This is a genomic window from Mesorhizobium sp. WSM4313 (assembly GCF_002294725.1).
In the GTDB taxonomy this organism is placed as follows: domain Bacteria; phylum Pseudomonadota; class Alphaproteobacteria; order Rhizobiales; family Rhizobiaceae; genus Mesorhizobium.
The window spans coordinates 727610-753247 of the sequence record NZ_NSFT01000001.1; the positions used below are offsets into that span (position 1 = coordinate 727610).

Annotated in this window: 23 protein-coding genes; 16 read left to right on the forward strand and 7 right to left on the reverse strand. The window is 63.9% G+C overall.

Features of this window, described 5'->3' with window-relative positions:
• Nucleotides 1-16: 16 nt before the first annotated feature.
• Complete coding sequence (locus tag CK219_RS03670; protein ID WP_095765356.1) at nt 17-943, reverse strand: LysR family transcriptional regulator; 927 nt, start codon at nt 941-943, stop codon at nt 17-19.
• Nucleotides 944-1058: 115 nt separating this feature from the next.
• On the opposite strand from CK219_RS03670, the gene CK219_RS03675 reads away from it, so the two are divergent.
• The 13 genes from CK219_RS03675 to lpxB all read left to right on the forward strand — a co-directional run bounded on the left by CK219_RS03675 (nt 1059) and on the right by lpxB (nt 14185).
• Nucleotides 1059-1586, forward strand: coding sequence for a nuclear transport factor 2 family protein (locus tag CK219_RS03675; protein ID WP_095765357.1), 528 nt, complete (start codon nt 1059-1061; stop codon nt 1584-1586).
• A 36-nt stretch (nt 1587-1622) separates the two neighbouring features.
• Nucleotides 1623-2732, forward strand: coding sequence for an aldo/keto reductase (locus CK219_RS03680; protein ID WP_095765358.1), 1110 nt, complete (start codon nt 1623-1625; stop codon nt 2730-2732).
• 169 nt (nt 2733-2901) lie between these two features.
• Nucleotides 2902-3624, forward strand: coding sequence for a UMP kinase (pyrH, locus tag CK219_RS03685; protein WP_095765617.1), 723 nt, complete (start codon nt 2902-2904; stop codon nt 3622-3624).
• An 84-nt stretch (nt 3625-3708) separates the two neighbouring features.
• Complete coding sequence (gene frr, locus CK219_RS03690; protein ID WP_095765618.1) at nt 3709-4263, forward strand: ribosome recycling factor; 555 nt, start codon at nt 3709-3711, stop codon at nt 4261-4263.
• A 31-nt stretch (nt 4264-4294) separates the two neighbouring features.
• On the forward strand, nt 4295-5014 hold the full coding sequence (locus CK219_RS03695; protein WP_095765359.1) for an isoprenyl transferase: 720 nt from the start codon (nt 4295-4297) through the stop codon (nt 5012-5014).
• Nucleotides 5015-5025: 11 nt separating this feature from the next.
• Nucleotides 5026-5841: a phosphatidate cytidylyltransferase gene (locus CK219_RS03700; RefSeq protein ID WP_095765360.1), complete on the forward strand. Its 816-nt coding sequence runs from the start codon at nt 5026-5028 to the stop codon at nt 5839-5841.
• Nucleotides 5842-5945: 104 nt separating this feature from the next.
• On the forward strand, nt 5946-7088 hold the full coding sequence (gene rseP, locus CK219_RS03705) for an RIP metalloprotease RseP (protein WP_095765361.1): 1143 nt from the start codon (nt 5946-5948) through the stop codon (nt 7086-7088).
• A gap of 218 nt (nt 7089-7306) precedes the next feature.
• Nucleotides 7307-9670: an outer membrane protein assembly factor BamA gene (gene bamA / locus CK219_RS03710; RefSeq protein WP_095765362.1), complete on the forward strand. Its 2364-nt coding sequence runs from the start codon at nt 7307-7309 to the stop codon at nt 9668-9670.
• Between the two features lie 78 nt (nt 9671-9748).
• Nucleotides 9749-10804, forward strand: a complete 1056-nt coding sequence (gene lpxD / locus CK219_RS03715; RefSeq protein WP_095765363.1) for a UDP-3-O-(3-hydroxymyristoyl)glucosamine N-acyltransferase — start codon at nt 9749-9751, stop codon at nt 10802-10804.
• Nucleotides 10797-11258, forward strand: a complete 462-nt coding sequence (gene fabZ, locus CK219_RS03720) for a 3-hydroxyacyl-ACP dehydratase FabZ (protein WP_095765364.1) — start codon at nt 10797-10799, stop codon at nt 11256-11258. The genes lpxD and fabZ overlap by 8 nt, the downstream gene beginning before the upstream one ends.
• Nucleotides 11259-11273: 15 nt before the next feature.
• A complete protein-coding gene (gene lpxA, locus CK219_RS03725) occupies nt 11274-12110 on the forward strand; it encodes an acyl-ACP--UDP-N-acetylglucosamine O-acyltransferase (RefSeq protein WP_095765619.1) in 837 nt (278 codons plus the stop codon).
• Nucleotides 12097-13014 carry a UDP-2,3-diacylglucosamine diphosphatase LpxI gene (gene lpxI, locus CK219_RS03730; protein ID WP_095765365.1) on the forward strand — a complete coding sequence of 306 codons (918 nt, stop codon included), beginning with the start codon at nt 12097-12099 and terminating at the stop codon, nt 13012-13014. The genes lpxA and lpxI overlap by 14 nt, the downstream gene beginning before the upstream one ends.
• Nucleotides 13004-14185 carry a lipid-A-disaccharide synthase gene (lpxB, locus tag CK219_RS03735; protein ID WP_095765366.1) on the forward strand — a complete coding sequence of 394 codons (1182 nt, stop codon included), beginning with the start codon at nt 13004-13006 and terminating at the stop codon, nt 14183-14185. Before lpxI ends, lpxB begins: the two co-directional genes overlap by 11 nt.
• A gap of 74 nt (nt 14186-14259) precedes the next feature.
• Here lpxB and gltA read toward each other — a convergent pair whose 3' ends face one another.
• Nucleotides 14260-15588 (reverse strand): citrate synthase, encoded by a 1329-nt coding sequence (gltA, locus tag CK219_RS03740; RefSeq protein WP_095765367.1) that lies wholly within the window; start codon nt 15586-15588, stop codon nt 14260-14262.
• A gap of 178 nt (nt 15589-15766) precedes the next feature.
• Nucleotides 15767-17191, reverse strand: a complete 1425-nt coding sequence (gltX, locus tag CK219_RS03745; RefSeq protein ID WP_095765368.1) for a glutamate--tRNA ligase — start codon at nt 17189-17191, stop codon at nt 15767-15769.
• Between the two features lie 102 nt (nt 17192-17293).
• Between gltX and CK219_RS03750 the strand changes: the two genes are divergently transcribed.
• Complete coding sequence (locus tag CK219_RS03750; RefSeq protein WP_095765369.1) at nt 17294-19759, forward strand: ComEC/Rec2 family competence protein; 2466 nt, start codon at nt 17294-17296, stop codon at nt 19757-19759.
• A gap of 36 nt (nt 19760-19795) precedes the next feature.
• On the opposite strand, the gene lexA is transcribed toward CK219_RS03750, so the two are convergent.
• On the reverse strand, nt 19796-20530 hold the full coding sequence (gene lexA, locus CK219_RS03755; RefSeq protein ID WP_095765370.1) for a transcriptional repressor LexA: 735 nt from the start codon (nt 20528-20530) through the stop codon (nt 19796-19798).
• Between the two features lie 432 nt (nt 20531-20962).
• On the opposite strand from lexA, the gene kynU reads away from it, so the two are divergent.
• Together kynU and CK219_RS03765 are read left to right on the forward strand one after the other, a co-directional pair.
• The gene (gene kynU / locus CK219_RS03760) at nt 20963-22210 is read left to right on the forward strand and encodes a kynureninase (RefSeq protein ID WP_095765371.1); all 1248 of its coding nucleotides are present in this window, start codon (nt 20963-20965) and stop codon (nt 22208-22210) included.
• Between the two features lie 47 nt (nt 22211-22257).
• Nucleotides 22258-23088, forward strand: a complete 831-nt coding sequence (locus tag CK219_RS03765; protein ID WP_095765372.1) for an alpha/beta hydrolase — start codon at nt 22258-22260, stop codon at nt 23086-23088.
• A gap of 48 nt (nt 23089-23136) precedes the next feature.
• Here CK219_RS03765 and glp read toward each other — a convergent pair whose 3' ends face one another.
• Genes glp through trpC form a run of 3 tightly spaced genes read right to left on the reverse strand, consistent with a single transcriptional unit; the run spans nt 23137 to nt 25636 of the window.
• Complete coding sequence (gene glp / locus CK219_RS03770) at nt 23137-24342, reverse strand: gephyrin-like molybdotransferase Glp (protein ID WP_095765373.1); 1206 nt, start codon at nt 24340-24342, stop codon at nt 23137-23139.
• On the reverse strand, nt 24342-24821 hold the full coding sequence (gene moaC / locus CK219_RS03775; RefSeq protein WP_095765374.1) for a cyclic pyranopterin monophosphate synthase MoaC: 480 nt from the start codon (nt 24819-24821) through the stop codon (nt 24342-24344). The genes glp and moaC overlap by 1 nt, the downstream gene beginning before the upstream one ends.
• Nucleotides 24822-24823: 2 nt before the next feature.
• Nucleotides 24824-25636 (reverse strand): indole-3-glycerol phosphate synthase TrpC, encoded by an 813-nt coding sequence (gene trpC / locus CK219_RS03780; protein ID WP_095765375.1) that lies wholly within the window; start codon nt 25634-25636, stop codon nt 24824-24826.
• Between the last annotated feature and the right edge of the window lie 2 nt (nt 25637-25638).

Genomic DNA, 25638 nt, shown 5'->3' on the forward strand with positions numbered 1-25638 from the left:
TGACGAGCTCACGAGCTCAGGCGACTCGGCCGGGTGTCCGCATGGACGCCCGGCCGATTTCTTGTGCGGTATCGATAAAGGCCCTGAGCTTCGGCGCCATCGACGCGCGGCGCGGGAAATAAAGGAAGAGCCCGGGCTCTTCGATCGCTGTCTTCGGCAGGATCTGGACGAGGCGGCCGGCTGCCAGGTCGGCGCGCACCAGCGGCTCGAAGGCGTAGGCGAGCCCGACGCCGGCCAGCGCCAGATCGATAGCGCCAAGCGAATCCGTGACGACGGTCGTGCCGCGCGTCTCGACAACGACATCCTTGCCGTTGTCGTTCAGGTCCCAGCGGTAAAGCGCGCCTGACCGAACCAGCCGGTACCCGATGCAGTTGTGATTGGCGAGATCGGCCACGTCGCGCGGACGGCCGTGCTTTGCGACATAGGCGGGAGAAGCAACGATCACGGCTTTGAACGGTGGCGTCATCCTGACGGTGACCATGTCCTGCGCGATCATTTCACCCAGCCGGATGCCGGCGTCAAACCCTTCCCCGACGATATCGATAAGTCCCTGATCGGCAACGATCTCGACCGTCACGTCGGGATAGCGTTCCGCCATCGCCGCGACCACCGGCGTCACCGCCAGGGGGATCGCTATGTTGGAGGCGTTGATCCTGAGCAGGCCGGCGGGCCTTCCCTTCACGCCTCGAATGCGGTCCATCCGCTCGGCGATGTCCTGCAGGGCAGGGCCCGCAGTCTCCACCAGCGCTTTGCCTGCCTCGGTCAGCGAGACGCTGCGCGTCGTGCGCGCAAAGAGCGGCTGGCCGATGCGCTCCTCCACCAGCCGCACCGCATGGCTGACGGCAGACGGGCTCATGCCCAGCTCAGCCGCGGCAAGCGCGAAGCCGCCGCGCCGGGCCACGGCGACAATGACCGGAAGGTGTGTGAGCAGATCGCGATCCATTCATGAATGGTATCGCACAGTCTTTGCGAACAATGCAATCTTATCGATGCGCCTGAGCCGGCTCATATTGGCTTCAACACATCGGCGGCGGGGCTGATGGCCAAGGAGAGACCAAATGAACGCGTTGAGACATGTAACTTTTGCCGCAGGAATGGTGCTGGCGCCGGTCGGTGCCGGCGGTGCCGAACCGGCCGGCTGGCAGGCCCTTGCCGACGAGCGCGCCGTCATCCGCATCGCCGACGCCATCGACCGCGCGGTGGATGCACAGGACTGGAAGCTGGCGCGCAGCTATTTCGCCGAGCGTGTCACCGCCGATTTCAGCAGCCTGTCCGGCCAGCCCGCGGCCAACATCGCGTCCGACGACCTGATCGGCGCCTGGGCGGGCAACCTCAAGGGCAGCAAGACCAGCCTGCATCTGCGCACCAACCATCAGGTCGTGCTCGAAGCCGATGCCGCGACTGTCCGCTCCAATGGCTATGCCTGGAACCGGATGGAAGGCAATGGCGATCCGCTCTGGGAAGTCTGGGGCACCTACGAGCACCACCTGACGCGCTCGGCCTCCGGCTGGAAGGTCGACGGCTTCACCTTCCGCATGACGCATGAGCGCGGCAATCCCTGGGTCAGGGCCACCCCCGGCCAGTGACCGGCAGGAATTCAGTTCAGAATCGGGAGACCACCCATGACCATGACCTACTACACGCTTGGCAACAGCGGCCTGCGCGTCAGCCGGCTGGCGCTCGGCACCATGACCTTCGGCACCGAATGGGGCTGGGGCGCGGACAGGGACACAGCCCGCGCGATCTTCGACGCCTATGTCGAAGCGGGCGGCAACTTCTTCGACACGGCCGACCTCTATACCGGCGGTACCGCCGAGACCTGGCTCGGCGAGTTCGTCGCCGAGCGCGGCCTGCGCGATAAGGCGGTGATCGCCACAAAATTCACCATGAATTCCGAGGCCGGCAATCCGAATGCCGGCGGCAACGGCCGCAAGAACATCATGCGGGCCCTGGACGCCTCGCTGAAACGGCTCGGCACTGACTATATCGACCTTTATCTTCTGCATGTCTGGGACAGGATTACTCCGGCCGAGGAGGTGCTGCGCACGCTGGACGACCTCGTTCGCGCCGGCAAGGTGCGCCATATCGGCCTCTCCGACGTGCCGGCCTGGTATGCCGGCCGCGCCCAGGCGATCGCCGAACTGCGCGGCTACGAGCCGGTCTCGGCGCTGCAGCTCGAATATTCGCTCGCCGAGCGCGCCATCGAACATGAATATGTGCCTTTCGGCACCCGTCATGGCGCCGGCATCATGGTGTGGAGCCCGCTGGCCAGCGGGCTCCTCAGCGGCAAATACAAGCCGACGCAAGCCGGAAGGGCTGGGCGGCTCGACGGTTTCCGCAACACCACGCATCCCGGCTTCCAGAAGTTCAGCGACCGCAACTGGGGGATCGTGGCGGAACTCGAGAAGGTGGCGGCCGAGCTCGGCCGCAGCATGGCCCAGGTTGCGCTCAACTGGGCGGCGACGCAGCCAGGCATCGCTTCCGTCATCCTTGGAGCGACGAAGCTCACTCAGCTGCAGGACAATCTCGGCGCGCTCGATTTTTCGATTCCCGCCGAGCTTCGCGCGCGGCTGGAAAAGGTCAGCGCCATGCCTGCGCCGTTCCCGCATTCCTATTTCGGCTCCGAGGTCCAGGTCCGGGTGACCGGCGGCGCCGTGACCGGCGACAAGCCGGCCGGTTATTCGCCCGCGGTCATGATCGAAGGCGAGGCGGTCAGCGTCTCCAGCCGTTGATCAAAGAGGCGGCAACTGACCGAAAAAGCCTGGAATTTTGCACGAGGGCGCGGCGTGACATCGCCGCGCCCTTCGTGTATCGGGTCAACCCGTCATGACAGCATCGCCGGACGAAGCGGGGGCGGTTTTTGCCTCCAAAATTGTCGCGCCGAGATATTCGAGGAATGAGATGACGGTGAAGCCCCTCTATCGACGTGTCGTGCTGAAGGCTTCCGGCGAAGCGTTGATGGGCGAGCAGCATTTCGGCATCGATGTCTCCGTTGTCGACCGCATCGCCGCCGACATTGCCGAGGCGCGCGCGCTGGGCGTCGAAGTGGGTGTCGTCATCGGCGGCGGCAACATTTTTCGGGGCGTGGCTGTAGCTTCCAAAGGCGGCGACCGGGTCACCGGCGATCACATGGGCATGCTCGCGACCGTCATCAACTCGCTGGCGCTGCGCACCTCGCTCAACAAGATCGGCGTCGATGCCGTCGTGCTTTCGGCGATCGCCATGCCGGAACTTTGCGAGAGCTTTTCCCAACGCCAGGCGACAGCCTATATGAACCAGGGCAAGGTGGTCATATTCGCCGGCGGCACCGGCAATCCGTTCTTCACCACCGATTCGGCCGCGGCCCTGCGCGCCGCCGAGATCGGCGCCGATGCGCTGTTCAAGGGCACGCAGGTCGACGGGGTCTATTCGGCCGACCCCAAGAAGGACCCGAACGCGGTCCGTTTCGACCGCATCAGCCACGCCGAAGTCATCAAACGCGGGCTTGCGATCATGGACACAGCCGCGATTGCACTTGCGCGTGAAAACAACATTCCGATAATCGTCTATTCGATCCACGAAAAAGGTGGTTTCGGCGATATTCTAAGGGGCGGCGGCCATTGCACGGTCGTCGCGGACAAATAAGCGAGGCCGGCATCCGTTGAACGGTACCGCGGACGGCACGACGGCATAAGCAGTGAACCCGGCGAACGGGTCGAGGAGATGATCATGAGTGGCGAGTTCGAAGACCTGAAGCGACGCATGGACGGGGCGATCGCCGCCTTCAAGCACGACCTGGCGTCGCTGCGCACCGGCCGAGCCTCCAGCAACCTGCTCGACGCCGTCCAGGTCCAGGCCTACGGCACGACGATGCCGATCAACCAGGTGGCCAACGTGACGGTGCCGGAGCCGCGCATGATTTCGGTCTCGGTTTGGGACAAGTCGATGGTCAGCGCGGTCGACCGCGCTATCCGCGAAGCCAATCTGGGCTTCAATCCGATCGTCGACGGCACCAATCTCAGGATCCCGCTGCCCGAACTCAATGAGCAGCGCCGCAAAGAACTGGTCAAGATCTCGCATGGCTATGCCGAGAACGCACGCGTCGCGGTGCGCCATGTCCGCCGCGACGGCATGGATTTCCTCAAGAAGGCTGAGAAGGACGGCACCATCAGCGAGGACGATCAGCGTAAGCGGTCCGACCAGGTCCAGAAGCTGACCGACGAGATGATCAGCACCATCGATCACCTGCTTTCCGATAAGGAAGCTGAAATCATGCAGGTTTAGGGTCGGGGTTTTCCGGCTCGAAAGCGAGACCATGGCAACCCCCGCGCATGTCGCGATCATCATGGATGGAAACGGACGCTGGGCCAAGGCGCGCGGCCTGCCGCGCCTTGCCGGACACCGCGCCGGCGTCGAGGCCCTGCGCAAGACGGTGCGCGCCGCACCCGAGCTCGGCATCTCCTACCTGACCGTCTACGCCTTTTCCTCCGAGAACTGGTCGCGGCCGAAATCCGAGGTCAGCGACCTCATGGGACTTTTGAAGCTGTTCATCCGCCGCGATCTTGCCGAACTGCATCAGAACGGCGTGCGGGTGAGGGTGATCGGCGACAAAGAGGGGCTGCAGCCCGATATCCGGGGGCTGCTGCAGGAGGCCGAATCGCTGACCGCCGGCAATGAGGCGCTGACATTGGTCATCGCCTTCAATTACGGCGGCCGCGACGAGATCGTGCGCACAGCGCGCAAGCTGGCGGAGGCCGTCGCGCGCGGCGACATGACGAGCGAGGCGATCACGGCGGAAAGCTTTGCCACATCGCTCGACACAAAGGGCATTCCCGATCCCGAGCTGGTGATCAGGACCAGCGGCGAGCTCAGGCTGTCGAACTTCCTTCTCTGGCAGGCTGCCTATAGCGAGCTCGTTTTCCTGCCTTGCTATTGGCCGGACTTCAGCCGCGAGCACCTGGCCGACGCCTTGCGCGACTTTGCCGGCCGTGAACGACGCTTTGGCGGGCTCGCCGCCCGCGATGTCGCGCTTTAGGCGCCGCACCCATGAGCAACCTCCAGCAGCGCGTCATCTCGGCAATCGTGATGGCGGCTCTGACGCTTGCGCTCACCTGGCTCGGCGGATTGCCGTTCCGGCTGTTCTGCGCCGCAATAGCGGCGCTGATCTTCTATGAATGGACGCGCATGGCGCGCGCCGGGAACGGCGCGGCGCTCGGCTTCCTGCCCGAAGCACTGATTCTGATCTTCGTCGGGGCCCTGATCGCCGGCCTGCCGGCCTTGTGGCTGCTGCTCCTCGTCGCGATCCTGGTGGCGGTCGCGGCCATTGTCGCTCGGACCAAGGGGGCCGCGCCGTGGGAAGCCTCGGGGGTGGCCTACGCAGCACTATCCGGCTTTTCGCTCGCCTATCTCCGTGACGACAATCATTCCGGGCTGATTGCGATTCTCTTCCTGTTCGCCGTGGTCTGGGCAACCGACATAGCTGCCTATTTCGTCGGCCGCGCGGTCGGCGGCCCGAAGCTCGCGCCGTCAATCTCGCCCGGCAAGACGCAGAGCGGCGCGCTAGGCGGCGCCATCGGCGGCGTTATCGCCGGAGTTTTGCTCGCAATCGCGGCCGGCGCCGGCAATCTCGTTCAGCTTGGCCTCGCGGCGCTTGCTCTGTCGATCGTTTCGCAAGCCGGCGACCTGTTCGAATCATGGGTCAAGCGCCGGCACGGCGCCAAGGATTCGAGCAATCTCATTCCCGGCCATGGCGGCGTCATGGACAGGGTGGACGGGCTTGTCGCGGCCGCGTTCGCACTGTACGTCATGGGCTGGGTCGCGGCGGGCGCCGAGCATCCGGCATTGGGGCTTTTTCCAAACTGAACGACACAGCAGTAAGGCGAAAAATGGCGCGCGCCACCGATTCGCCCGGATTGATGCCACAGTCGCGGTGGAATGTCGCTCGCGGGCGAATTTGAGGGCATGACTTGAACGACATCTTTCACGCGGTTTTCAGTACACAAGGCTTCGTTCTTGGCACGCTCGTGCCGTTTTTGTTCGTGCTGACCGTCGTCGTGTTCGTCCACGAGATGGGCCACTATCTGATCGGCCGCTGGTGCGGCATCGGCGTGAAGGCTTTTTCCATCGGCTTCGGCCCCGAGCTCTTCGGTTTTTACGACCGCCGCGGAACGCGCTGGAAGCTTTGCGCCATTCCGCTTGGCGGCTACGTCAAATTCGTCGGCGACATGAATGCGACTTCGAGCCAGCCGAGCACGGAGGAGATCGAATCGCTGACAGAGGCTGAGCGCGAGGTCGCCTTCCACACCCAACCAATCTGGAAGCGCGCTGCTACCGTCGTTGCCGGGCCGCTATTCAATTTCCTGCTGACGATCGCCGTGTTTGCGGTGCTGTTTTCCCTCTATGGCCGTCCGGTCCTGGAGCCGATGGTGGCCGAGGTGACCGCCGGCAGCCCGGCGGAAAAAGCCGGAATCCAGCCAGGCGACCGATTCGTCAAAGTCGATGGCAGCAAGGTAGAGACCTTCGCCGACGTGCAGCGGCTGGTTTCAGGCCGGGCTGGCGACGCCATCACCTTCACCATGCTGCGCGACGGCAAGGAAATCGACGTTACGGCCGCGCCGGAGCCCATGGAGCAGCAGGATGCACTGGGCAACAAGGTCAAGGTCGCGGTCATCGGCGTCGTCAACAACGCCGAACTCGGCCAGCCGCGCCTGATCTCCTACACGCCGGCCGGCGCCGTGGTGGCGGCGGTCGAGGAAACCGGGCACGTGATCGAGCGCACCGGCCAATTCCTGCAGCGCTTTGCGCTTGGACGCGAGGACAAATGCCAGTTGGGCGGTCCGATCAAGATCGCGAAGATGTCGGGCCAGGCAGCCAAGCTCGGCTTCGAGTGGCTGGTGCAGCTTGTTGCATTTCTGTCAGTCGGAATAGGATTTCTCAATCTGCTGCCGATTCCCCCCCTCGACGGCGGCCACCTGTTGTTCTACGGCGTGGAGGCCGTCATCAGGCGGCCCGTTTCGGAGCGAACGATGGAGATGGCCTACCGGACCGGGTTGTTCCTGGTGCTCGGATTCATGGGCTTCGTATTTTGGAACGATCTGTTTGGATGCTGAAATCATGAAGAAATTTGGCTTCAGCTTCGGTCATATTGAGATGCCGTTTACCATGCGTTGGGATATGCGTGACGCGAAAGCCACGCGGTACGGTTAAGTAAATACAAATTAACCGGGAGCCTTGCGTGTAGGGAAAATCCGGTTAATACGGTAAGGGAAAATACCGCACGTCCGGTTTTCTCGCCGTGGGGACTACGAGAAAAAGGTACAAAAGCCCGATGAAGGCAGCATCCAAGTTTCTGAGCGCCGCTTCCGCGGCGGCTTTGTCCGCCGCTCTGGTCGTGCCAGGCGCGCTCGCAGTGCAGTTCGCCGCCACGTCGGTGGCCGAGGCCGCGGTCATCTCGCGTGTCGAGGTCAGCGGCAACCAGCGCGTCGATGCGGAAACCATCCGCAATTACATTTCGATCAAGCCGGGCAAGCCTTTCTCCAGCTCCGATATCGACGACGCCGTCAAGGCGCTATTCGGCACAGGTCTGTTCTCGGACGTTCAGATCAACCAGGTCGGTTCGAGCCTGGTCGTCAAGGTTTCCGAATACAAGGTCGTCAACCAGGTCCTGTTCCAGGGCAACAAGAAGATCAAGGACAACGCGCTTCAGATGGGTATCCAGCTGAAGCCGCGTGCAACCTTCTCGCAGCAGGCGCTGGACGCCGATGTCGAGGCGATCAAGACGGCTTACAAGCGCATTGGCCGCGACGACGCCGCGGTGACCACGCAGGTCATGGATCTCGGCGACAATCGCGTGAACGTTGTCTTCAACATCAACGAAGGCGGCCGCACCCAGATCGCGGCGATCAACTTCGTCGGCAACCACGCTTATTCCAGCCGCCGCCTGTCGGACGTCATCAACACCAAGCGCTCGTCCTGGCTGTCCTTCGTGCTGCGCGACGACGTCTATGACGAGGACAAGCTGCGCGCCGACCAGGAGCTGCTGCGCCGCTTCTACTACAATCACGGCTATGCCGACTTCCAGGTCGTCTCGGCCGTCGGCGAGCTTGACGACGCCACCAACAAATACACGGTCACCATCACCGTGCAGGAAGGCGATCGCTATACGTTCGGCGACGTCAGCGTGGAAAGCACTATCCCGGAAGTCGATTCGAAGTCGCTGGAATCGGCGGTCGAAACCCACAAGGGCGACGTCTACAATGCCAAGGACGTCGAGGATTCGATCGTCGCGTTGACCGAGAAGGTCGCGGGTTCGGGCTACGCCTTCGCCCAGGTGACGCCGCGCGGCGACCGCAATTTCGAGAACCACACCATTTCGGTTGTCTACACCATCGACCAGGGCACCAAGGCCTATGTCGAGCGCATCGAAATCCGCGGCAACGACCGCACGCGCGACTATGTCATCCGTCGCGAATTCGACGTCAGTGAAGGCGATGCCTTCAACCAGGTTCTCATCCAGCGCGCGAAGAAGCGGCTGGAAGCCCTTGATTATTTCCAGTCTGTCGACATTTCGACCGTCCCCGGCTCGGCGCCGGACCAGGTCGTGCTGGTGGTCACCGTGGTCGAGAAGTCGACCGGCGAATTCTCGATCGGCGCTGGTTATTCGACTGGCGGCGACACGCCCGGCCCGTCGATCGAAGGCTCGATCACCGAGCGTAACTTCCTCGGGCGCGGCCAGTACATCAAGCTGTCGGCCGGCGGCGGCAGGCATTCGCGCGACTATGCCATTTCGTTCACCGAGCCTTACTTCCTCGGCCGGCGTATTGCGGCGGGCTTCGATATTTACAAGTCCACCCGCGAATACGATCACTACGACACAGACACAACCGGCGCGACGATCCGCTTCGGCCTGCCGATCACCGACAACGTTTCGACGCAGCTGGCGTACAATATCTCGCAAGAGAAGTATTCGATTGCTGATAACTGTCTGACAGGCGGCGTGTATGTTCCTGGCAGCCCATGCACGATCTCTCCGGCCATTATTGAGGGTGTCGGCGAGAGCCCTTGGCTAAAGTCATCGGTCAGTTTGGGCTTGGTCTACAACACCATCGATGACATGAAGAACCCGCATGAGGGTCTCTACGTCACTGGTGTAACCGAAGTTGCTGGTCTCGGCGGCGATGCTAAGTGGGTCAAAGTGACCGGGCGTGCAAGCGTGTATCAGACGTTGTCGGAGCAGCTCGACCTTGTCGGCCTCGTTTCTGGCGGCGCAGGCTACATTGCGGGCTATGGCGACAACGGTCTGCGTATCTTCGACCAGTTCCAAAGCAACGATCGCATGATCCGCGGCTTTGAGTATGGCGGCATCGGCCCTGTGGATCCGCTCACGGGCGATCATCTCGGCGGCACGACCTATTTCAATGCGTCGGCCGAAGCGCAGTTCCCGCTGCCTGTCATTCCAGAAAGCTTCGGCTTGCGTGGTGCCGTGTTTGCCGATGCGGCAACGCTTTACGGAACCAAGATTACTTCGGTTGCGCAGGAATCGACGGACATGAAGCTACGCGCCTCAGTCGGTATCGGCCTGATGTGGGCTTCGCCGTTCGGCCCGATCCGCATCGACTATGCGATCCCGGTCAAGAAAGAGTCGACCGACGACGTGCAGGAATTCAACTTCGGTATCGCGACCCGCTTCTAACTTTGTGGTTGCGATGATTCCGGGCCGGATGACGGCCCGGAGTGGACCGATCCAACCCAGCTGGATATTACTTCTGGAATGACCGATCCGGTGTTCTTCGCGCCTTCACGCCGGTACACGGCTGGCGAGGTCGCGAATCTGACCGGCGCCAGCCTGTTCGATTCCGATCAGGCCGAAATTGCCATCGAGGCGCTGGCTCCCGCCAACGAGGGTGGCAACGGCGCGCTCGTCTTTGTCGACGGCAAGCGCAATTTCGCGTTGATGCCGTCGCTCAGGGCGGCCGCGGTGCTATGCCCCGCCGATTTCGCCAGCAAGGCGCCGCCGGGCATCGCGGTGCTGATGCATCCGCGCCCGCAGCAAGCTTTCGCGATGGTCGGGCGCCTATTGTTTCCGCAGGCTGCCACTCCGGGGCCATTGACCGGAGAAACCGGCATATCGCCCCACGCGTTTATCGATCCATCCGCGCACATCGAGGACGGGGCGATCGTAGAGGCGGGCGCCGTGATCGGTCCCGGCGTATCCGTCGGCAGCGGCACGGTCGTTGCGCCCCACGTCGTTGTCGGCCGTTCCTGCCAGATCGGCCGCGACGGCTTCATCGGCCCCGGCGTCAGCATTCAATATGCGCTTATCGGCAACCGCGTCATCATCCATGGCGGCGCCAGGATCGGCCAGGATGGTTTCGGCTTCGTTGGCGGCGCCAAAGGGCCTGAACGCGTGCCGCAGATCGGCCGCGTCATCATTCAGGACGATGTCGAGATCGGCTCCAATTCGACTGTCGACCGCGGCGCGATGTCCGACACCGTCATCGGCCAGGGCACCAAGATCGACAATCTGGTGCAGATCGCCCACAATGTTCGCATCGGCCGCAATTGCATTATAGCTGGGCTTTCGGGTATTTCCGGTTCCGTCGTCGTCGGCGACAATGTCACCATGGGCGGCGGTGTCGGCCTCGCCGATCATCTGACCATCGGGCCAGGAGCCAAGCTTGCTGCGAGAAGTGGATTCATGAACAACGTGCCGGCAGGCGAGGTCTGGGGAGGTTACCCGGCGCAACCCATGGCGGAAGCCATGCGCGAGATAGCGATGCTGCGCAGGATGGCCAGGACGCGCAAGCAAGGCGACGGAAATGGCTGATACGGTGGCAACTTCACTCGACGCGGTCGACATCATGGGGCTTATGAAGCTCCTGCCGCACCGCTATCCGTTCCTGCTGATCGATCGCATCGTCGACATAGACGGCGACGAGTCCGCTGTCGGCATCAAGAACGTGACCATCAACGAGCCGCATTTCCAGGGCCATTTTCCCCAGCAGCCGGTCATGCCCGGCGTGCTCATCATCGAGGCCATGGCCCAGACCGCGGGCGCGATCTGCATTCGCAGCCTCAACACCGAGAAGCCGTCGCTGGTTTATTTCATGACCATCGACAACGCGAAATTCCGCAAGCCGGTCGTTCCAGGCGATCAGCTCAGGATCCACGTCAAGAAGATCAAGAAACGCGGCAACCTGCTGAAATTCGCCTGCGAGGCGATGGTTGACGGCGCGAAAGCCGCCGAAGCCGAGGTTTCGGCCATGATGGTTACCGGCTGACGGTTCGAAATGCTCATGAAAGTCGCGGCATCCATTCATCCTTCCTCGGTCGTCGAAGAAGGAGCCAAGCTCGGCGAAGGCGTCCGCATCGGACCCTTCTGCCATGTCAGCGCCGATTCGATCCTCGGCGACCGCGTCGAACTGGTCAGCCATGTGTCGGTGATGGGCGCCACGTCCATCGGGGCCGGGACAAAGGTCTATCCAATGGCGACGCTAGGCGCGCCGCCGCAAAACACCAAGCACAAGGGCGGTCGCACCACTCTGGTCATCGGAGCGAACTGCACCATTCGTGAAGGCGTCACAATGCATGTCGGCACCGACACCAGCCGTGGCGAGACGACTGTCGGCGACAACGGCAACTTCCTAGCCTACGCCCACATCGCCCACGATTGCGTCGTCGGCAAGAATGCCACCTTCGCCAATGGCGCGACGCTGGGCGGACATTGCGAGATCGGCGACAACGTCTATATCGGCGGCCTGACCGCCGTTCATCAATTCGTGCGCCTCGGCGACAATGTTTTCATCGGCGGCTGCGCGGCGGTCGTTGGCGACGTCATTCCTTATGCCATCGCCGCCGGCAACCGCGCCAAGCTGCGTGGCCTGAACATCATAGGTCTCAAGCGCTCCGGCCTGCCGCGTTCCGAAATCTACCTGCTGCGCAAGGCTTATAGGACGATCTTCGATCGTTCCCGCACCGTCGGTGAGAATGTGGAACTCGCCAAGGCCGAGTTCGCCGGGTCGCCAACGGCCATGAAGATCATCGATTTCATCACAAGTCGCGGCAAACGGCACTTTGCCGTCCCATCGCTCAAGGGCGACGGCGACGACGACAGCGGCGATGACGAGGGCTGAGCCGGCCAAGGCAGGGCTCGTACTCGCGCCGGGCTCCAGGGTCGGCATCATCGCCGGTGGGGGCAGCCTGCCCGTCGAGGTTGCCGATGGTCTGCTCAAGCAAGGTTTTGTGCCCTTCGTGATCATCGCTGAGGGTGAGGTCGACCGCGAGGCGGACTTTTCCGCCTACGAGCGGCAGACGCTGGCACTGGAAGATATCGGCTTGCTGCTTCCCTTGTTGAAGCGCAATGGGATCACGCATCTCGTTCTTGCCGGCGAAATCAAGCGCAGGCCGCGTTTGAGCAAGATTCGACCGACACTTGGTTTGCTGGCCATAATACCTTCCGTGATCAGAGCGCTGAGACGCGGCGACGACGGCTTGCTGAAGGTGTTGACCCGAAGCCTTGAAGATCGGGGCATTGCGGTGGTCGGCGCGCATGAGGTCGTTCCTGAACTGACGGCCGGCGAAGGCACGTTGACGGCGGCTCATCCAAATCAATCGGACTGGCGCGACATCAAAGCCGGGCGCGCCGCCGCCAAAGCCATTGGCGCGCTCGATATCGGCCAGGCGGCGATTGCGATCGGAGGTCGAGCCATCGCGCTGGAAGGCATTGAGGGCACTGCCGGCCTGCTCGACAGAACGCGGGAATTGCGCGGCCACGGCAGGCTGGCCGGCAAGGCGCGCGGCGTGCTGGTCAAATGCGCCAAGCCTGGGCAGGAGCTGCGCGCCGACTTGCCCTCCATCGGCCCGCATACGATCGACGCCGCACATGCCGCGGGGCTGGCCGGCATTGCGCTGGAAGCCGGCCACTCCCTAATTCTCGAAGGTCCGGAAACGCTGGCGCGCGCCAATGCTCTCGGCCTGTTCATCGTCGGCCTACCCGCCATGGAGGCGGCCAATAAGGAGCCGGCTAATGGTCGCTGACAAGCCGCTCAAGCTCGCGATCGTCGCCGGCGAGGAATCCGGCGATCTGCTTGGCGCCGACATCGTGCGGGCGCTCGAACGCACGACCGGCCGCAAGGTGCAACTCGTCGGCATTGGCGGCCGCCACCTGCAGCAACTGGGGCTGATCCCGCTCTTCGACGGCGGCGAGATCGCGCTGATGGGCTTCAGCGCGGTGCTGCGCGACCTGCCGCGGCTGATGCGCCGCATCAGCCAGACGGCGGCGATGATCGCAGCCGAGCGGCCCGACTGCCTGATCACCATCGACAGTCCGGACTTTTCGCTTCGTGTCGCAAAGAAGGTCCGCGCAACGGCACCGGCCATTCCGATCGTCCATTATGTCTGCCCGAGCGTATGGGCCTGGCGGCCGGGCAGGGCGGTGGCGATGAAGCCCTATGTCGATCACATCCTCTGTATCCTTCCGTTCGAGGTGAAGGCGCTCGCTCGTCTTGGCGGACCGCCGGGCACTTATGTCGGCCACCGGTTGACGCAGGATCCGGGCGTGCTTGGCGCCGCCAAGGCGCAGAGCCAGCCGCGCGATCTCGCCGACGACCGCGTCAAGACGGTGCTGGTGCTGCCCGGCTCGCGCCGCGGCGAGGTGCGGCGGCTGATCGAACCCTTCGGCAAGGCGATGTCGGCGCTGCGCCAGCGCGGCCACCGCCTGCGCTTGCTGTTGCCGACGGTGCCGCATGTCGCCGAGCTGGTGAAGGCCTCGATCGCGAGTTGGGACGACAAGCCGGAAATCATCACCGAGCCGGAGCGCAAATGGCAGGCCTTCGGCAAGGCCGATGCAGCGTTGATCGCCTCTGGGACGGTTTCGCTGGAACTGGCGCTCGCGGGCGTTCCGATGGTTTCCTGCTACAAGCTCGACCCGATCGCGCGCCAGCTTCTGCAGCATTTGGTGACGACGTGGTCGGCGCTGCTGCCCAATTTGATATCCGACCGCGCGCTGGTGCCGGAATTCTACGATCAGTATGTCCGGCCGGAGAACCTGGCGCGGCAGCTGGAAGCCCTGTTTGCCGACACCGGCATGCGCGCCTGGCAAAAGGCGGGCTTTGCCGAGATTGCCCGGCGCATGGCGACCGAGCGACCCTCGGGCGAGATCGCCGCCGAGGTGGTGATGGGGTGCATAAGGAGAGCGAATAGGGAGTAGCGAATAGCGAATAGGGCTGTGTCGGCTTCGCCCGTTTCCCCTATTCGCTACTCGCTATTTCGCTATTCGCTCAATTACCTTTTGGCAATCGGCACGTAATCGCGTTCCGTAGCGCCGGTGTAGAGCTGGCGCGGCCGGCCGATCTTCTGGTGCGGATCCTCGATCATTTCCTTCCACTGCGCGATCCAGCCGACGGTGCGGGCGACCGCGAACAGCACGGTGAACATGGTGGTGGGGAAGCCCAGCGCCTTCAGCGTGATGCCGGAATAGAAGTCGACGTTCGGGTAGAGCTTCTTTTCGATGAAATACTCGTCGGTCAGCGCGATCTTTTCCAGCTCCATCGCGATGTCGAGCAGAGGATCGTCCTTGATGCCGAGCTCGCCCAGCACCTCATGCGCGGTCTTCTGCATGATCTTGGCGCGCGGATCATAGTTCTTGTAGACGCGGTGCCCGAAGCCCATCAGCCGGAACGGGTCGTTCTTGTCCTTGGCGCGGGCGATGAACTCGGGGATGTGATCGACATGGCCGATCTCGCCCAGCATGTTGAGGGCCGCTTCGTTGGCGCCGCCATGCGCCGGACCCCACAGGCAGGCGATGCCGGCGGCGATGCAGGCGAAGGGATTGGCGCCCGACGAGCCGGCCAGGCGCACGGTCGAGGTCGAAGCGTTCTGCTCGTGGTCGGCGTGCAGGATGAAGATGCGGTCCATGGCGCGCGCCAGCACCGGATTGATCTTGTATTCCTCGCACGGCACGGCAAAGCACATGTGCAGGAAGTTGGCCGCGAAGCCGAGATCGTTCTTCGGGTAAATGAAGGGTTGGCCGATATGGTACTTATAGGCCATCGCCGCGATCGTCGGCATCTTGGCGATGAGGCGCATCGAGGCGACCATGCGCTGATACGGGTCCGAGATGTCGGTCGAGTCGTGATAGAAGGCCGACAGCGCGCCGACCACGCCGCACATCACCGCCATCGGATGCGCGTCGCGGCGGAAGCCGGTGAAGAAGCGTGACATCTGCTCATGCACCATCGTGTGGCGCGTCACGCGATAATCGAAGTCGTCCTTTTGCGCCTTGGTCGGCAACTCGCCGTAGAGCAGCAAATAGCAGACCTCGAGGAAGTCGCCATGCTCGGCCAGCTGATCGATCGGGAAACCGCGATGCAGCAGGATGCCGGCATCGCCGTCGATGAAGGTGATCCCCGATTCGCAGCTTGCGGTTGAGGTGAAACCGGGATCGTAAGTAAAGGCGCCGGTGGTGCTGTAGAGCGAACCGATGTCGATGACGTCCGGCCCGACCGTCCCGCTTCGCACCTTTAATTCGTGCGTCTTGCCGGCGAGCTCGAGCCTGGCGGCCGACTCGCGCTTTTTGCTGCCCGGTTCCGGTTTTGTCGCAGCTTCGCTCATTCTCAACTCCTTTTGTTCCTCATGCCGGCAAGGCAATTCCTGCAAACGACACGTCGAAGTCACCGGAATGCGCGAACTCGCCACCGCATTTTAGGAGGTGCGTGCCAGATTGGGCCAAGCCCAATGTTGCACTGCGAAACACACCTTTCAATGCCAATCTTCTTGGGCCAGTTCGCTCCTAATCGATTTGATCTCCAATGCGCGCAAGGCTTTCCTCGCGGCCCAGCACGGCAAGCACGTCGAACACGCCTGGCGAGGTGCTGCGGCCGGTCAGCGCGGCTCTCAGGGGCTGCGCCACGGCGCCCAGCTTGTGCCCGCCGGCCTGCGCGAAGTCGCGGATCGAAGCCTCGGCCGAGGCGGCGTTCCAGTCGCCCTGAACAGAAGACAATGCACCATGCGCGCCGCGCAGAATCGCGCGCGCATCCGCGTTGAGCAAGCCCGCCGCCTTCTCGTCCAACGGCAACGGTCGCTCGACGAACAGGAACGCCGCGCCGTCGACCAGTTCCACAAGAGTTTTCGCCCGCTCCTTGAGGCCGGGCATGGCGGCAAGCAGTTGCGCCTTTCGCCTGTCATCGAGCTTTGCCGCGAGCGCCGGGCCGCCTTCGAGATAAGGCAAGGTGGCGACGAGGATGTCGAACAGCGCCCGGTCGTCCATCTTGCGCATATGGACGCCGTTCAGCGCCTCGAGTTTGGCGAAGTCGAAGCGGGCCGCGCCCTTGTTGACGTCGCTGATGTCGAACCAGGCGATCATGTCCTTAATCGACATCACCTCGTCGTCGCCATGGCTCCAGCCGAGCCTGGCCAGATAGTTGAGCAGAGCCTCGGGCAGGTAGCCCATGGCGCGATATGCCTCGACGCCGAGCGCGCCGTGCCGCTTCGACAGCTTGGCGCCGTCGGCGCCGTGGATCAGCGGGATGTGCGACATCGACGGCACATCCCAGCCCATGGCGTTGTAGATCACCGTCTGGCGCGCGGCATTGGTCAGGTGATCGTCGCCGCGGATGATGTGGGTGACGCCCATGTCGTGATCGTCGACGACGACGGCATGCATGTAGGTCGGGACGCCATCGGAGCGCAGGATGATGAAGTCGTCGAGATCCTTGTTGGGGAAGCGCACCTCGCCCTGCACGCGGTCGTTGACGATCGTCAGGCCCTCGGTCGGCGCCTTGATGCGGATTGCGCCCTTGACGCCTGCCGGCGCCTCGGAGGGGCCGCGGTCGCGCCAATGGCCGTTGTAACGCGGCGGCAGGCCTTTGGCACGTGCGGCCTCGCGCATCGCCTCCAGCTCCGCCGGCGTCTCGTAGCTGTAATAGGCCTTGCCCATGCGCACGAGCTGCTCCGCCACCTCGCGATGACGCGGCACGCGCTCGAACTGCGAGACGGCTTCGCCATCCCAGGAGAGGCCAAGCCAGGTCAGCCCGTCGAGAATGGCAGCCGTGGCGGCTTCGGTGGAGCGCTCGCGATCGGTATCCTCGATGCGCAGCAGCATCGTGCCGCCGGTGTGCTTAGCATAGAGCCAGTTGAACAGCGCCGTGCGCGCTCCGCCGATATGCAGGTAGCCTGTAGGCGAGGGGGCAAAACGGGTGACGGCCTTGTCGGACATGGAACTCTCGAGGAAGCGCTGAAAAATGCATGTTTCGCGCAGACTTCCACGCGACCGGCGTTCATGTAGCATAGGCGGTCTGGGGCGCAAGGGGCAGACCCGATGGCTGGACGTGGCCGGGACGCGGAGGAGGGTGGGGGAACGACAGCAGGCGTCAGCGAACGCCTGATGTTTCCTCATGCCGTGCCCGAAGAGGGAACGCCGCTTTCGCTTCCGGCGCCGCGTCCGCCAGCCGGGCTTCTGCCGACTGGCGGCGGCACGTTACCACCAGCATCGCCGACAGCCAACGACGGCCGGATCCGCAGACAGCTTGGCCGCGCTTCGCTTCCTGCTCTGCGGCGAAGCATTGGCACGGCGGCCACCACCGAGCTCGACCGCGGCGTCGGCTTTCTGCTGGTGCCGGTGTTCCTGGCAGCCGGCGTGATCTGTTACTTCTCGCTTAGCGCCGAGCCGGACCTCTACAGGCCGCTTGCGGCGGTCGCCCTGATGGCGGTCTGCGCGGCGGTCTCGCGTTCCCGGCACAGAACGCACCTTGTCTTCATGGCGGCGTTTTTCTGCGCCTTGGGCTTTCTTGCGGCCAAGGTGGAGACCTGGCGGATGGCGACCCCGATGCTGGGTTCCGAAATCCAGACACGGCTGACGGGCCGCCTCGTCACCGCCGAGGCGATGGCCAACGGCCGTGTCCGGCTCACCATAGATCTGATATCCACGGAGCGTCCGAAGCTGCGCTACGCGCCGGACCGCATCAGGCTGTCGGCGCGCAGGATTCCGTCCGACATGTCGGCCGGGTCGATGCTGACCGGCTATGCCAAGCTGCTGCCGCCGACAGGTCCTGTTCGGCCGGACAGCTACGACTTTTCCTTCGACAGCTATTTTGCCGGCATAGGCGCCAGCGGCTTTTTCCTGGGCGATCCGAAACTTGTCGCGCCGACCCCGAGTGCGCCAACGGAGGTGCCGTTTGGCGCGCGCGTGGCATCGGCCATAGAAAAGGCTCGCGAGGGGATTGCCGACCACATCAGGAGCAGCATCGGCGGTTCCGAGGGCGAGATCGCGGCGGCGCTGATCGTCGGCGTTCGTGCTGGCATTCCGGAAGCCATCAACGAGTCGATGCGACGGACCGGCATCTACCACATCATTTCGATCTCCGGCGTGCATATGGCGCTGGTCGCCGGCACGATCATGGTGCTTTTGCGCGGCGCCTTCGCGCTGTTTCCGGACTTCTCGTCGCGCCGGCCGGTGAAGAAATATGCCGCTGGCATCGCGCTGGCGTCGATCGCCGCCTATCTCGTGATCTCCGGCATCGTGGTGGCGGCCGAGCGAAGCTTCATCATGCTTGGCGTGATGCTGGTCGCCGTGCTTTTCGACCGCGCGGCGCTGACCATGCGCAACCTGGCGATCTCTGGCATCGCCGTCATCCTGGTCTCGCCGCATGAAGTGGTCGGCCCGAGCTTCCAGATGTCCTTCGCCGCCACCGCCGCCCTGGTCGGCGCCTATGCCGGCTTTGCCGACTATCGCGCCGGCAAAACGACCGCGCCGCCGGCAAAGCCTTCGTTTCTCGGGTTCCTATCGCGAAAACTGGCGATTGGAGCGGGTGGCGCCGCCGTGACGTCGCTCATCGCGGGCAGCGCAACATTGTTGTTTGCCATCTGGCACTTCCAGCGGGTGTCGCCGCTCAGCCTGCTGGCCAATCTGGCGGTCATGCCGATCGTCTCATTGGTCGTCATGCCGTTCGCCGTGCTGAGCGCGCTGGCCATGCCCTTCGGCTTAGACGGTCCCTTCCTCTTTGTCATGGGCAAAGGCCTGACGGCGATGATCGCCATTTCGGCATGGATTTCCGAGCGCTCACCGGTCGACGCCGTGGGGCTGATCTCGATCCAGTCGGTGCTGCTGGCGACGGTCGCGCTGGTCATCGCGACCATGGCTACCACTTGGCTGAGGCTTGCCGCCGTACCTTTCGCTCTCGCTGCGCTGCTGGCCATTCCGCACGTCCGCACACCGGACGTGCTTATCTCGGAGGATGCGCATCTGGTGGCGATGCCGATCGGCGGCGGCGAGCTTGCCGTCAATCGCGAACGCTCCAACGAGTTCACCACCGACAACTGGAAACGGGCGCTGAAAGCCGAGGAGATCGTGCCGCCGGAAAGGTTCGCCAAAGATACGCTGGACATTGCCGATCCCGTCGACCTGCCGCCCGGCTCGCCCTTCTATTGCAGCGGCGATCTCTGCATCGGCCGGCATCCTTCCGGCGCGATCGTCGCGCTCGCCGAGACCCGCGACACCGCCCGGCCGGCCTGCGGCTTCGCCGACCTCATCGTCATCAACGACGCCACGGCCTATAACCCGTGCCGCGATCCGCGTGTGCTCGTCGTCACCAAGCGGCAGCTGGCGCGCGACGGCAGCGCCGCCGTTTTCTTCGATCCGCAATCGGCAACCGCGCGGCCAACCGTCCGCTACGCGGTCGTAGAACCATACCGACCCTGGCACGAGCAGCGGAAATACACGCGCGAGGCGAGGGGACTGGCGCCCTATAAGCAGCCGGAAAAACCAGCCGCCGCACCGGCCCAATAGATTGTCGTCCGGGCGAAGAAGGCCGGGCAGTTCTGCTCAGTAGCGGCGGATAAGTCCGACGAGCTTGCCCTGAACCTTGACCCGATCCGGTCCGAAGATCCGGGTCTCATAGGCCGGGTTGGCGGCCTCGAGCGCGATCGAGGCACCCTTGCGGCGGAAACGCTTAAGCGTCGCCTCCTCATCGTCGACCAGCGCCACCACGATCTCGCCCGGGCTTGCGGTGTTGGCATTGCGGATGATGACGGTGTCGCCGTCGAAGATGCCGGCCTCGATCATCGAGTCGCCCTTGACCTCCAACGCGTAATGCTCGCCGCCCATGATCATGTCCGGCGGCACCGAGATCGAATGCGTCTGGTGCTGGATAGCGTCAATCGGCACGCCGGCGGCGATGCGGCCCATCACCGGAATGGATACGGCCGCCGCGGCCTCGTCGTCATTGCTTGGCGTCGGGGTGCGCGATGGCGTCGTCGGCTTGACCTGGCGACTGAGATTGCCTTGGCCGCCCTGGATGATGCTCGGCGAAAACTTCTTCGCGGCATTCAGGCCAGGCGCGATCGAGTCGGGTAGGCGCAGCACTTCCAGCGCGCGCGCCCGGTTCGGCAGCCGGCGAATGAAGCCGCGTTCCTCCAGCGCAGTGATCAGCCGGTGGATGCCGGACTTGGAGGCAAGGTCGAGCGCCTCCTTCATCTCATCGAATGATGGAGGAATCCCGCTCTCCTTCAGGCGTTCATGGATGAACATCAGGAGTTCATGTTGTTTGCGCGTCAGCATCGGCGGCCCCCACGGGTTCTGAAACCAGAATCAGAAAAACAAACCCAGAACAAACACTATCTGTTCCAGTTGTGTTCCGCAACCGTTTAAAGTTTAGTGAATTTGTTAAGGCTGCCGAAACAATGTCGCATCCGGTGACGGCCGGCTGCCCCTCCTGGGGCAGCGGCATTGATTTCGCTCGATTTTGGAGTTCCCCTTACGCTGAAATACAACCCGCCACGATCACGAAGCCGTGGTTGGGATCACGTCGGCTCTACCGTAAGCGCGTGGCACCGTGAACGAAACGAACCCAAAATGCCAACCTTGGCGAAGTTCCGATCCGCAGTCTTCGCCGTCTATGGACCAGCTAACATAGGACCAAAGGTTCTTGCCCTGTCGCCGACGGTGGTGAGACAACCCCCTTGGCCAGATCGAAATGGAGGCGGCAGCACAATGAGGGGAATTCCTGATCTCGCCGAAGTCGAGGCGATGGATGCCGCGGATCCGCTGCGCGCCATGCGCGATCGCTTCGTCTTGCCGGAAGACGTCATATACCTCGACGGCAATTCGCTGGGCGCTGCTTCGGTAGACGCCTTCAGCGAGATCGAGACTGCCGCGAGGCAGGAATGGGCGCGGGATCTCATCCGCGCCTGGAACACCGCCGGCTGGTTCGATATGCCCATCGAGCTGGGTGACCAGCTAGGACGGCTGATCGGCGCGAAACCCGGCCAGACGGTCGTTTGCGACACGACTTCGATCAACATCTACAAGGTCCTGCATGCGGCACTTGCAATGCGGCCCGAGCGTTCGGTGATCGTTGCCGAGGGCGACAGCTTTCCGACCGACCTCTACATGGCGGAAAGCGTCGCATCGAGGCGGCTCGGCACGGTGCTGCGGCTCGAAGGCACCGATGCCCCGACGATTGAGGAACTGGTTGACCATCGCGTCGCGGTCATCTTGGTCAACCACGTCAACTACAAATCCGGCCGGCTGCGCGACATGGCGGCGCTCACCCGCAAGGCTCATGAAGCCGGCGCGCTGATCGCGTGGGACCTCTGCCACACGGCGGGTGCGCTGCCGGTGGATCTCGACGGCTCTAATGCCGATTTCGCCATTGGCTGCACCTACAAGTATCTCAATGGCGGGCCGGGCTCGCCAGCCTTCATCTACGCCGCGAGCCGCCATCACCGCGACATTCGCCAGCCGCTCAGCGGCTGGTGGGGCCATGCCCGGCCTTTCGCGTTCGAGCAGGGCTACGCCGCGGGCACGGGCATCCGGCGGTTCCTGTGCGGAACGCAACCGGTGCTGTCGATGCGCGCGCTGAAAGGGGCGCTGGATATGTGGAACGATGTCGACATCAGGGCCGTGCGGAGAAAAAGCGCCGCATTGACGGACCTGTTCATCCGGCTTGTCGAAGCCAGATGCGGCGGCTTCGGTCTTGAGCTGGAGAGCCCGCGCTCAGGCGCCGAGCGCGGCAGCCAGGTGTCGTTCGCACATCCGCATGGCTACCAGGTGATGCGTGCCTTGATCGAGCGCGGCGTGATCGGCGATTTCCGCGCGCCATCCACCATTCGTTTCGGCTTCACGCCGCTCTATGTCGGCTACCGCGATGTCTGGGATGCGGTCGAGGTGCTGGAGGACATCCTGCGCACTGGCATCTGGCAAGACGCACGCTTTGCCGTCAAAACAACCGTTACCTGACTTTGAATCGGCGATGCCGAACAAATGACCTGATCGCGGAGACACCGTTGCTGGGACATCGTATTGTCGACTGGGATGACGCCTATGCAAATGGCGCCAATATCGCGGGCGGCGACCGCTGGCCGGCTGCGTGGGATCGGCCGGCGCGGGCGTTTCGCGAAAGGCTGCTGTCAGAGGGCAGGGCGCGGCTCGATGTTGTCTACGGCGAAGCGCCGCGCAAGCGCTTCGACCTGTTTCTCCCGTCTGCGGCGCCAAGGGGGCTCGTCGTGTTCATCCACGGCGGCTATTGGATGGAGTCGGACAAGAGCTCCTGGTCGCATCTGGCTGGAGGCGCGCTCGGCCGCGGCTTTGCCGTCGCCATGCCCTCCTACACGCTGTGCCCGCAGACCAGGATCAGCGGCATAGTCGGCGAGGCCGCGGCAGCGATCGAGAAGGCGGCGGCCATGGTCGATGGTCCGCTGATGCTGACCGGGCACTCGGCCGGCGGGCATCTCGCCAGCCGAATGGTGACCACGGTCTCACCGCTATCATCCGATGTGGCGCGGCGCATACGCCAGGTCGTTTCGATTTCAGGCCTGCACGACCTTCGGCCGCTGATGTTCACAGCGCTGAACGAGACCCTGAACATCGACGAGCCGGAAGCGCGGAGCGAAAGCCCGGCATTGTTGCGGCCTCGACAGGGAGCCTGCATCACCTGCTGGGCCGGCGGCGGCGAGCGTGCGGAATTCCTGCGCCAGAGCGCGTTGCTCGCCAACATCTGGACCGGGCTCGGCGCCTCCACCCGTTCAGTGGTCGAGCCGGACCGACATCATTTCAACATTGTCGATGGCCTCGCCGACCCGGATCATCCCCTGACCCGTACGCTGGTGGACGAATAAGGGCTACGATCGACTTCGTCGACGTATCAGGATCGACTTCGTCGACGCCTAGCGCAGCATGAGCACGCTGCATTCAGCGCCGGCTTCCGCCGCCGGCGCAAAGGGCTCGCGCACGATCAGGCCGTTGGCGTCGGCGAGCATCCGCAGCATCGAGGAGTCCTGGATTCCGAAAGGCGTCGCGACCAAGGTGCCGGCGTCCTCGCGCACGACGGCGCGCACATAGTCCTGCCTAAGGTCGTTGGCCCGCATCGCGGTGCCAAGCCGGGCCGTTCGCATATCCTGATGGTGATCGCGGCCACCGAGCCGGGCAAGCAGCGGTTTCAGGAAGAGTTGCGAGCAGACAATGCTTGCCACCGGATTGCCGGGCAGGCCGATGCAGCGGATATGGCCAAGCCGGCCAAACATCAGTGGTTTGCCGGGGCGCATGGCAATCTTCCAGAAATCGAGCTGCATGCCTTCGCCGGTCAGCACGCTATGGACGAGGTCGTGGTCGCCGACCGAGGCGCCGCCGAGCGTGACGATGACATCGGCGTCCGCCTCGACCGCTTTCCGGACCAGCGCGGCAATCGCCTCCTGGCGGTCGGCGGCGATGCCGAGATCGAGCGCGAGCGCGCCGACCGACTGGGCGGCGGCTCCAACGCCGTAGGCATTGGACGAAATGATCTGGTCGGGGCCGAGCGCGCTGCCCGGGGGCAGCAATTCATCGCCGGTGGCGATGATCGCGACCAGCGGCCGGCGCACGACGTTCAGGGCTGGGTGGTTGGCCGAGGCCGCCAGCGAAAGGGCCGCCGCATCGAGAACGCGGCCCTTTTCGAGCAGCACGTCGCCCTGGCCGAAGTCGAGCCCGCGGCGACGCACATTGCGTCCTTCCGCGGTCGGCTCCGTCACTTCGATCCTGCCATTGCCGAGATCGCGGACGTTTTCCTGGATGACGACCGTGTCGGCGCCCTCCGGCAACGGCGCCCCGGTGAAGATGCGCACGGCCTGGCCTTCCCCGACGGTTCCGGAGAAACCGCGCCCGGCAGGCGCCACGCCGATGACCTCGAGTAGCGCCGGGGCCGAGGCGACATCGGAGAAGCGCGCGGCATAGCCGTCCATCGCGGAGGCATCGAAAGGTGGCTGCGTGCGCAGCGCGACCACCGGCTCGGCCAGCACGCGACCCGCCGCGTCAGCCAGCGGAACGCGCTCGCCCGGCAGATCCGTCACGCCGTCCAGCAGGCGTTCGAGCGCCTCGGTGACCGGAAGCAAGGCCATTATGAACCCGCCTTGTAGTCGCCTGATTTGCCGCCGGTCTTCTCGACCAGCCGGACGCCGGAAATCACCATCCCGCGGTCCGCTGCCTTGGCCATGTCGTAGATGGTGAGGCAGGCGACTGAAGCGGCGGTCAGCGCCTCCATCTCCACGCCCGTCTTGCCGGTGACGCGGGCGAGCGCGGTGACCTTGAGACCTGGCAAGGAATGGTCCGGCTCGATCTCGACGCCAACTTTGGTCAGAAGCAGCGGATGGCAGAGCGGGATCAGTTCGTGCGTCTTCTTTGCGGCCATGATGCCGGCGATACGGGCAGTCCCCAATACGTCGCCTTTCTTGGCGTCGCCGGCCAGGATCATCTCCAGCGTTTCCGGCTGCATGGAGACAAACCCTTCAGCGACTGCCGTGCGCGTCGTCTCGGCCTTGTCGCCGACGTCGACCATATTGGCTTCGCCTTTAGCGCCAAGATGAGTAAGGGAGGCCATCCTCAAACGGCCTCGGCACGCGCCTTGCCGGTGAGCAGCAGTTGCGTGGCGGCGGCCACGTCGGCCTGCCGCATCAGGCTCTCGCCGACCAGGAAGGTGCCGATCTTGCTCTTCTCCAGCCGGCGGCAATCCTGATGCGTGAAGATGCCGCTTTCACTGACCAGCAGCCGATCCGCCGGCACCATGGCCGCCAGCCGCTCCGAGACGTCGAGGCTGGTTTCAAAGGTTCTGAGATCGCGGTTGTTGATGCCGATCAGCCGCGACGAAAGGCGAAGCGCGCGTTGCATTTCGTTTTCGTCGTGCACCTCGACCAGAGCGTCCATGCCGAGCTCGAAGGCGGTCGCTTCAAGGTCCCTGGCAAGCGCGTCGTCGACGCTCGCCATGATGATCAGGATCGCGTCGGCGCCCCAGGCGCGTGCTTCGTAGACCTGGTAGGGATCGAACAGGAAATCCTTGCGCAGAGCCGGCAGGCGCACCGCTGCCCGAGCGGCTGTCAGGAATTCGGGAGCGCCCTGGAAAGACGGGGCGTCCGTAAGCACCGAAAGGCAGGCGGCGCCACCTTGCTGGTAGGCCTGTGCCAATGACGGCGGATCGAAATCGGCGCGGATCAGGCCCCTGGAAGGGCTGGCCTTCTTGATTTCGGCGATCAAAGCGAAGCCGCCGTCTCGGCGCTTGGCTTCCAGCGCGGCAAGGAAGCCGCGCGGCGGCTCGGCGTCCCTGGCCTTCGTCTTGATGTCGGCGAACGACACGGCGAGCTTCGCCGCGGCGATCTCTTCACGCTTGTAGGCTTCGATCTTGCGCAGGATATCGGACAAGG

Excerpts from the sequence above, each read along its gene's own strand:
- CK219_RS03695 (WP_095765359.1), top strand. The coding sequence starts at position 4,295 with ATGGCAACCCCCGCGCATGTCGCGATCATCATGGATGGAAACGGACGC.
- pyrH (WP_095765617.1), top strand. The coding sequence starts at position 2,902 with ATGACGGTGAAGCCCCTCTATCGACGTGTCGTGCTGAAGGCTTCCGGC.
- lpxD (WP_095765363.1), top strand. The coding sequence starts at position 9,749 with ATGACCGATCCGGTGTTCTTCGCGCCTTCACGCCGGTACACGGCTGGC.
- frr (WP_095765618.1), top strand. The coding sequence starts at position 3,709 with ATGAGTGGCGAGTTCGAAGACCTGAAGCGACGCATGGACGGGGCGATC.
- lpxI (WP_095765365.1), top strand. The coding sequence starts at position 12,097 with ATGACGAGGGCTGAGCCGGCCAAGGCAGGGCTCGTACTCGCGCCGGGC.
- gltA (WP_095765367.1), bottom strand. The coding sequence starts at position 15,588 with ATGAGCGAAGCTGCGACAAAACCGGAACCGGGCAGCAAAAAGCGCGAG.
- CK219_RS03750 (WP_095765369.1), top strand. The coding sequence starts at position 17,294 with ATGGCTGGACGTGGCCGGGACGCGGAGGAGGGTGGGGGAACGACAGCA.
- CK219_RS03700 (WP_095765360.1), top strand. The coding sequence starts at position 5,026 with ATGAGCAACCTCCAGCAGCGCGTCATCTCGGCAATCGTGATGGCGGCT.
- gltX (WP_095765368.1), bottom strand. The coding sequence starts at position 17,191 with ATGTCCGACAAGGCCGTCACCCGTTTTGCCCCCTCGCCTACAGGCTAC.
- glp (WP_095765373.1), bottom strand. The coding sequence starts at position 24,342 with ATGGCCTTGCTTCCGGTCACCGAGGCGCTCGAACGCCTGCTGGACGGC.
- fabZ (WP_095765364.1), top strand. The coding sequence starts at position 10,797 with ATGGCTGATACGGTGGCAACTTCACTCGACGCGGTCGACATCATGGGG.
- kynU (WP_095765371.1), top strand. The coding sequence starts at position 20,963 with ATGAGGGGAATTCCTGATCTCGCCGAAGTCGAGGCGATGGATGCCGCG.
- lpxA (WP_095765619.1), top strand. The coding sequence starts at position 11,274 with ATGAAAGTCGCGGCATCCATTCATCCTTCCTCGGTCGTCGAAGAAGGA.
- CK219_RS03680 (WP_095765358.1), top strand. The coding sequence starts at position 1,623 with ATGACCATGACCTACTACACGCTTGGCAACAGCGGCCTGCGCGTCAGC.
- lpxB (WP_095765366.1), top strand. The coding sequence starts at position 13,004 with ATGGTCGCTGACAAGCCGCTCAAGCTCGCGATCGTCGCCGGCGAGGAA.
- moaC (WP_095765374.1), bottom strand. The coding sequence starts at position 24,821 with ATGGCCTCCCTTACTCATCTTGGCGCTAAAGGCGAAGCCAATATGGTC.
- CK219_RS03675 (WP_095765357.1), top strand. The coding sequence starts at position 1,059 with ATGAACGCGTTGAGACATGTAACTTTTGCCGCAGGAATGGTGCTGGCG.
- CK219_RS03670 (WP_095765356.1), bottom strand. The coding sequence starts at position 943 with ATGGATCGCGATCTGCTCACACACCTTCCGGTCATTGTCGCCGTGGCC.
- bamA (WP_095765362.1), top strand. The coding sequence starts at position 7,307 with ATGAAGGCAGCATCCAAGTTTCTGAGCGCCGCTTCCGCGGCGGCTTTG.
- lexA (WP_095765370.1), bottom strand. The coding sequence starts at position 20,530 with ATGCTGACGCGCAAACAACATGAACTCCTGATGTTCATCCATGAACGC.